Raw genomic sequence first — 364 nt, 5'->3', positions numbered from 1 at the left:
CAGATAAACCTTGACGATAGTGTAAAACAATATGTAAATAAACTGATGTAAAGTAACTATTGCTTTGTTTTACACCGTTTGGGAACCAACATACTATGAAAATTGGCTATGCCCGTGTCTCAACAAATGATCAAGAGCTTCACCTACAACTCGACGCTCTAAATGAAATGGGGTGTGACAAGATATACACTGAAAAAGCGTCTGGAAAAACTTTTAACCGCCCTGAGCTTGAAAAAGCACTCGACAACCTACGTGAAGGAGATGTCTTCGTTGTATGGCGCTTAGATCGACTGGGACGAAGCCTGCCTCACCTTATCGAAACAGTTAACGGGTTAAAAGAGCGAAACATTGGGTTTGTATGCGT

Annotated in this window: 1 protein-coding gene; it reads left to right on the top strand. The window is 41.2% G+C overall.

Features of this window, described 5'->3' with window-relative positions; all coding sequences use genetic code 11:
• Positions 1–95 precede the first annotated feature (95 nt).
• On the top strand, positions 96–364 hold a 269-nt coding region (locus VOR_RS0102655), incomplete at its 3' end, for a recombinase family protein (RefSeq protein WP_010318164.1).

Origin of the sequence: Vibrio ordalii ATCC 33509, assembly GCA_000257205.1 — a bacterium.
In the GTDB taxonomy this organism is placed as follows: Bacteria; Pseudomonadota; Gammaproteobacteria; order Enterobacterales; family Vibrionaceae; genus Vibrio; species Vibrio ordalii.
The sequence above is the reverse complement of the archived record's forward strand: the minus strand, read 5'-3'. Positions and strand labels throughout refer to the sequence as shown.